5 protein-coding genes are annotated in these 7,099 nt (G+C 60.1%); 3 read left to right on the top strand and 2 right to left on the bottom strand.

Going from position 1 to position 7,099, the window contains the following annotated elements:
* The first annotated feature begins 60 nt into the window (after positions 1-60).
* The 3 genes from IRZ31_RS18965 to IRZ31_RS18955 all read left to right on the top strand — a co-directional run bounded on the left by IRZ31_RS18965 (position 61) and on the right by IRZ31_RS18955 (position 4,137).
* Positions 61-1,275, top strand: coding sequence for a protein kinase (locus IRZ31_RS18965; RefSeq protein ID WP_297156557.1), 1,215 nt, complete (start codon positions 61-63; stop codon positions 1,273-1,275).
* Between the two features lie 107 nt (positions 1,276-1,382).
* Positions 1,383-2,723 carry an FHA domain-containing protein gene (locus IRZ31_RS18960; RefSeq protein WP_297156554.1) on the top strand — a complete coding sequence of 447 codons (1,341 nt, stop codon included), beginning with the start codon at positions 1,383-1,385 and terminating at the stop codon, positions 2,721-2,723.
* Between the two features lie 259 nt (positions 2,724-2,982).
* Positions 2,983-4,137 (top strand): serine/threonine-protein kinase, encoded by a 1,155-nt coding sequence (locus IRZ31_RS18955; protein ID WP_297156552.1) that lies wholly within the window; start codon positions 2,983-2,985, stop codon positions 4,135-4,137.
* On the opposite strand, the gene IRZ31_RS18950 is transcribed toward IRZ31_RS18955, so the two are convergent.
* Positions 4,134-4,634: a response regulator gene (locus tag IRZ31_RS18950; RefSeq protein ID WP_297156549.1), complete on the bottom strand. Its 501-nt coding sequence runs from the start codon at positions 4,632-4,634 to the stop codon at positions 4,134-4,136. The two genes, IRZ31_RS18955 and IRZ31_RS18950, sit on opposite strands and share 4 nt — an antisense overlap.
* 133 nt (positions 4,635-4,767) lie before the next feature.
* Positions 4,768-6,903, bottom strand: a complete 2,136-nt coding sequence (locus IRZ31_RS18945; protein WP_297156546.1) for a GAF domain-containing protein — start codon at positions 6,901-6,903, stop codon at positions 4,768-4,770.
* Positions 6,904-7,099: the final 196 nt, after the last annotated feature.

The following is a 7,099-nucleotide window of genomic DNA, read 5'->3' as shown; positions in this document are numbered from 1 at the left end:
GAGACAGGGAATGATGCTATAATAGCCGCGAGGAATAGCCTTTAAGTAGGAGATTGCGCCATGGACGGTGACATGATCGGGCGTGTCATCAAGGGTCGCTACAAACTGATTGACGAAAGAGGGCGGGGCAACTTCGCCACCGTCTATGTTGCTCGTGACCTCGAAAACAACCACATTTATGCCATCAAGGTGCTGCATGTCGAGCTGGCGGGAGACAGCGAGCTGTTGGCCCGCTTTCAGCGCGAGGCCCGCATCCTGCTGCACCTGAGTGATCCCCATATTGTGCGTATCATCGACTATGGGGAAGACCACAACATGCACTTTATCGTGATGGACTACATCGATGGGCAGAATCTCAAGTACCATACGATCACCTATGGGCCGCTGAAGCCCTCGCGAGCGCTCAACTACGCGCATCAGATTGCCGAGGGCCTGGATGTCGCCTACCGGCACGGCGTGGTCCATCGCGACATCAAGCCGCAGAACATCCTCATCAACACGAAGGATGTCGTCAAAATCACCGACTTCGGGCTGGCACGCAGCAGCGAGACGGTCACTCTGACCCGCTCAAACATGTTCATGGGCACTCCTTACTATATTGCGCCCGAGCAGGCCGAGAGCGGGCGCTCGGCAGACACCCGCTCGGATCTCTATTCGGTCGCCACCGTCCTGTTTGAAATGCTAACTGGCCATCCGCCGTTTGAGGGTGAGACAGCAGTCGATATCGTCATCAAGCATATGAATGAGAAAGTGCCCTCGATCTGCCGGCAGCGGCCAGAGCTGCCGCCGGAGATGGACCAATTTTTCCAGAAGGCGATGGCCAAAATGCCCGCAGAACGCTATCAGACTCCCCAGGAGTTCCTGGCCGCCTTGGAGCAGTTACAGCAGCGCGTTCATGAGGTAGGCGCTGATGAGCGTGCCGAGCCACCCGAGGGAGAGCGCACCGTACCTCCTCGCATGCCTCCTCAAAAACAGGCTCGCCTGGTCGTCATCGCCACAGGCCAGGTCTTTCCTCTTACCGGTGAGCAAATGGTCGTCGGTCGCCACGATCCAATTCTGGGGATTTACCCCGAGATTAATCTCATGGATAAGACAGTTGGCAGGCGGCATGCCTATATCCGCAATCAGCATGGTACTTTTACCGTTGAAGACTTGAACGCCCTGAATAAAACCCGCTTAAATGGAGTGGTTCTTGCACCGCATGAGGAGCATGTACTCAAGGATGGAGATATTCTTCGCTTCGGCAGCGTCGAGGTTCGCTTTGAACTGCGCTGAGCTATTACGCTATTTTGCAGTTGTAGGGACGGCCCACGCGGTCGCTTTCTCCGCCAGGACATGTGGATCGGCCAGGCAGCTCCTACAACTCGGAGGGGTGAACCAGTATGCATAATCTACTATCGAGTCCGCTCATCCTCGTCATTGCAGCGGTCGTCGTTATCATCCTGATCGTGGGGGCCATCCTGCTGATACGCAGCAGCGGCAAGAAGCGCGATGAGGAGACGAGCGCCGCCCAGGCTCAGACGCCGGAGTGGCAGCGCCAGGCCGCCCCAGGAGGATGGGGTCAACAAGCGATGGGGAACGCTCCCGACCAGCTCTGGGGGCAGCCAGCCCAGACACAGCAGCCAGGCGGATGGGGAAGCCCTGGCCCGGGCATGGCCCAGCCCCAGCAGCAGTCTCCGTTCTCGCCGTGGGGCGCCCAGGGCCCGGCTCAGCAGCCAGGCGGATGGGGTGGCGCAGGAGCCGCAGGAGCCCAGCCCCAGGCCGCGCCCTGGTCCGCACAGCCCCAGGCTCAGCAGCCAGCTCAGCCGATGTCTCCCTGGGGCGCCCAAGCGCAAGCGCAAAGCGCTCCCTGGGGCATGCCCCCCGGGCAGGGGCAGGCTCAGCCCCAGGGCACACCTTCCCCTTCGGGTGCCAGTTGGGATAATGTCCCAGCCGGCGGCCCAGTCTCGCCTTGGGAGAGCCAGCAGCCAGCAGGGGCTCAGAACCCCTGGGGTCAGACCGCCCCTCAGAGCGGCAACACCGCACCTTGGGGTCTGTCACAGCAGCCACAGCCGCCTTCTGGCCCAACAGCGATCCCGGCCTGGGGCCAGAGCGGGCAAACAGGACAACCCGCTGCCGCTGATCCCTGGGCCCAGGCTCAGGCCCAGGGCGCGTCTCCCGCGCAGCCCTGGGGCCAGGGGCTGCAGTCTCCGCAAGGCGCTGGCATGATGGGGCAGGTCCCCGCCACACCAGCCCCAGCTTCGCCTGCAAGTAACCCCTGGCAGCAGCCTCAGCAGCCCCAGCAGCCCGTCTCTCTGCCCGGCTTCGCGCCCACTGGCCCCACTGGCCAGCCCGGCCAGTTTGGTCAACCCCAGGAGGTCGCACCCGCCGCCTTCGCCGAAGCCGATAAGACGATGCTGCGTACGACGGGACCGCAGGCTCGGATCGGCATTCTGCGCGTTGAAGAAGGGAAAGAGGCCGGTCGCGTCTACGAGATCCGTAAGGACTCGCTCAGCATCGGGCGCAGTCGCGAAAGCGATATCTTCCTGGAGGATCTGGCCGTCTCTCGCTTGCACGCCTCGATCATCAATATGGGCAATGGCAATTATGCCCTTAAGGATGAGGGGAGCGCCAACGGGACCCGGCTTAACGGCCAGATGATCACCAAGTACCAGCCCTATCCACTCCAGGAGGGGGATAAGATCCAGCTTGGGCAAACCGTGCTTGTCTTCGCCAAGCGTTGATGAGAGACCTGTGGCTTAGCGTACTGTCAGCCTGGCCTGGCTGGCTTCGTTCAGCCTGGCCCGGTATTCTTGGGTTTGGCTGGTTGGTTCGATTCTTCGGCCCCGGGTTTGCCTCCCTCTCGCCAGGTCAGGCAGGCCCGGAATGTGTGTCACATCGGTCGGGCACCCGCCGCGTCGCATCACTTCGGATGCCGCGGCTCGTTGCTGGCCTCTCGGCCCGGCAGCCGCAGCCAGGGTGCCCTCTTCAATGGGGTGAGTTGTGCAGCCACAACACGATGAGCTGATCGGAGCAACACTCGGAAACTATCGGATTCTGGCCCCGCTGGGCCAGGGCGGCATGGCCCGCGTCTACCGCGCCCGACAGGAAAATCTAGATCGCGAGGTCGCCATTAAGGTGCTCCCGCCCTGGTACGCTTCAGATCGCAGCTTCGTCGAGCGCTTTAACCTCGAAGCCCGTCTGGTCGCTCGTCTCTCTCATCCCAATATCGTGACAGTCCACGACGCCAGCGAGTATAACGGGCTGCTCTACATTGTCATGCAATTGGTCGACGGGGGAACGTTGAAACAGCGGCTCGACCAGCTCCGCGCTCAGGGGAAGACGATGGACCTGGCTGAGGCAGCGCACATCTTTCGCCAGCTCGCCGATGCCCTCAGCTATGCCCACGACCAGGGGATCATTCACCGCGATGTAAAACCTGTCAATGTGCTGATGGACCGCTCAGGCCGCCCTATCCTCTCAGACTTCGGCATCGCCAAGGTCCTGGCAAGCAGTCATGAGCAGCTGACACGCCCGGGCGCCGGCGTCGGCACCCCTGAATACATGTCCCCCGAACAATGTATGGGCGGGCAGATCGATGGACGAGCCGATATCTATGCGCTGGGTGTGATGCTCTATGAGGCCCTGACCGGACGCACGCCTTTCATCGGCGACAACTATCCAGCTCTGGCCCACAGCCACCTCTACGAGCCACCACCTCCACCAAGCCGCTTTAATCCCACTCTCCCCCCTCCGGTGGAACGAGTGATCTTGACGGCCCTTATGAAGGACCCTGCCCAGCGCTACCAACGAGCCAGCGAGCTGGCCGATGCTCTCGACCTGGCCATCCACGCTACCGGTCGGCTGCCAGCTTATCAACCAGCCTATCCAAGAGAGCGCTTCGCCTCAGCGGCTCCTCAGCCTGCCCAGGCAGTCCCAGCCGCTTCACCGGGCCTGTCTGTCGCGCCCGGAACCGCCCAACCACGTGCAACTGGCTATCTCTGCCCAAATTGCCAGCATCTCAATAAACCCCACATGCGCTACTGTACTCGCTGCGGCTGCCCGATCAATCAGTGCCCCGGCTGCGGGCGTATCCACCTGGCCAGTACCCGCTTCTGCACCGCCTGTGGACACGCTCTTTCAACCGTCCCTGTTTAATACGCCTTGATAGAAACATTCATCTTTTCATCTTTGCCAGGCTGAACAAGCTGCTCCAGAATACGACGCTGCTGCAGCAGACGCTTCTGGAGCAGCGAAAGCAGCGCTTCGTCGCTCATGGCCAGGATACTGCGAATGCGCTCAACCAGAACACTCGGCTGCGTCGGCTTGGTCAAATAATCGACAGCCCCCTCCTCCAGACCGCGTATCTGCTCGCTCAGGCGAGTCGAGGCGGTCAATACTAGGACCCTAATGGGAGGACTAAACTTGTTGGCTCGCAGCCAATGCAGCACCTCCCAGCCAGAGATAGGCCGCATGTTCAGATCGAGAACGATGAGCTGAGGGCCAAAGCTGGGCACCAGCTCCATTGCCTCCTTCCCACTACGCGCCCCACGTACCTCAAAGTGAGCATAGGACAGAAAAAGACTGAGGACATGAAGAATAGCTTCGTCATCCTCAACAATAAGAATTTTCGGCTTTCGCTCTTGAAGAGACATGTCATCACCTTCTCCCAACCGCGGAGCAGCCAGAAAAGGCCCACGAGGAGCCACGGCCAGCATCCTTTGATGGAAAGGCCAGCCTGGTACAAAACAAGACAGTATGCCAGCTCACCTGCGCGGCTTACGCAACTTACGGGGCGAGAGCATGCGTGTGTGTCAAGGGGAAGCGCACCTCCGCCACCGTATAGCCCCCACAGATCGGCTTGAGGCCAGGCGTGTTAGCCGGCGGATCAAGCTCGGTCACACGCCGTAAACTGAAACGCCCACGCAGATCAGCGAGCAAATTGCGAATCAGCGAGAGGCCCAGCCCCTCACCGCTTTCTTCTTCCTCCAGAGGCTTCTTCGGCCCTCTCCCCGTGTCAATGACCTCGACCACAACCATGCCTTCCTCCTCACGTCCCCGCACCAACACCGTTCCCTCGGTCAGATCAGCCATGCCATGCTTAATGGCATTTGAGACCATCTCATTGAGCACCAGGGCCAGAATCGTGACCGCCCGCGAGGGGATCACGATCGGACACGGCTCAACCTTAAAGGTAATATGAGCATCCGGTGGACTGAGATTCGCGCTGGCAACACCGACTATCTTGCGCGCAATATCATCAACTCGCGCCTCACTAAGATCTTCATGCGCCAGCAGATCATGGGTGGCCGCTAACCCCTGGACCCGATTGACGCTCTCGGCCAGGGTATTGCCGACCTCGGGCGAGCGCGTCCGCCGGCGCTGCAGCGAGAGAATGCCAGCTACCGTGGCCAGGTTATTCTTGACCCGGTGGTGCAGCTCGCGCAAGAGCATCGACTTCAGCTCCAGGCCGCGCCGCGTCTCCTCATAGAGACGCGCATTCTCAATGGCAATGGCGGCCTCATTGGCAAAGGTCACCACCAGCTGCATCTGCTCAGGACTCAGTAGATGCCTGTGGCTACTGTAGATGCAGATACATCCCAAAACTTTTCTTTTGACTTCTAGCGGTACACAGAGAACGGAATGGATCTCGGACGAAATGAAAGGGTCAGCGCGCAGAAAACATTTTTCATCCTGCTGGAAGCAGTCGACGAGCATAATCGGACGTCCCGTCTGCACAGCACGCCCAGCGCAGCACTCGCCTACTTTGACACGCGCCTGCTGGATCTGGCTGCCGCCAAAGCCATAGTGGGCCAGGATGTGCAGCGTCTGCGTCTCAGCATCCAGTTCAAAGATACATGAGCGCTCGGCGCCGCTGAGATGCACCGCCTGAGTGGTGATCATCTGCAGCACTTCGTCGAGATTCAAGGTGCGCGCAATGACAGTGGTGACACGGTGAATGGTCGCCAGCTCGTGAACCTTGCGCCGCAGCTGTTCATCGGTTTGCTCATAGAGGCGCCCGTTTTCGATATTGATGGCAATGATCCCTGCTACCACCTCTAGGAAATTGATCTCGTCGGGCGTGAAGTCGCGCGGCTCCTCCGACTGCACGCTGATGACCCCGATCAGGCGCTCGACTGAACCGAAGAAGATAATCGGGAGCGCCATCAAGCCGTGATACTCCGTATCGTAGGTGGTGGCCTCAGCAGCAAAGTTCGGGTCGCTCATGACGTCGCGAACCAACAGGGGATGGCCTTTATCAGCCACCCAGCCACTGTATCCCTCACCCAGACGTAAGGTGAAATGCATGCCCCCAAGCGGACGCGGGCCATTGGTCGCCCGCAGCGTTAGCAAGCGCTGCAATTCGTCGTAAAAAAAGATCGCGCACAGCGAGACCTGCAGCTCCTCCGCGACAATGCGCGCCGTCATTTCCAGCGTCTGATCAAGATCCATGCTGGAGTTGTTAATGCCGTTGATGCGCTGCAGAGCCAGGAGACGCCGGCTATGGCGCTCCAACGAGCGCCGCTGGTCATCAGTGATCTGGCTCACCGCCTCCTGATAGCCGTGAGTCAGCGCCAGCGAGCAGGCCGATTGGAGCCGGTAAAGGCGTGCAAGCGCTGCGGCCAGTAACTGGGGCTGGTCAGTAAAAATAGCCTGCAGCTCCTCACTGAGGGCATCGATATAGACCTGCATGGCTTCCAGGCGGGCGTCTAATCTCCCCCCCTGCTCTGCCAGCCAGCGCCCCGAGCGCTCAAAGCGACTCTGCAGCCCGGCTTCATCTTCTCCAACCAGCGCCTGCAAGAACAGCCAGGCATCGCTCCCTTCTTCGGGACCAGAGCTTGCGCCGGAGGCACGTTGTAAGCATATCTGTAACCGTGAGAGGTGTTGACCAAGCACCTGCTCCACTTCACACTGTTGCGACACGTCCTGTCACCCTGTTCTGGTTACTGCCTCTCTTGCAAGCCACGGATGGAAGACGCGCCCTTTCCTCTGAGGGCGAGGACCAGATATTCTCAGGTCGACCAGGCCAGATGTCTTATCCGACCTTTCTGCTTCAGAGAGATGTGCTATCCTCTGCCCGTGGTACTTCAGCAGCGACCGCTACGAACTTGAACCACAT

It is taken from the genome of Thermogemmatispora sp. (genome assembly GCF_019683635.1).
Classification (GTDB): domain Bacteria; phylum Chloroflexota; class Ktedonobacteria; order Ktedonobacterales; family Ktedonobacteraceae; genus Thermogemmatispora.
This window is presented reverse-complemented; position numbering and strand designations above follow the sequence as displayed.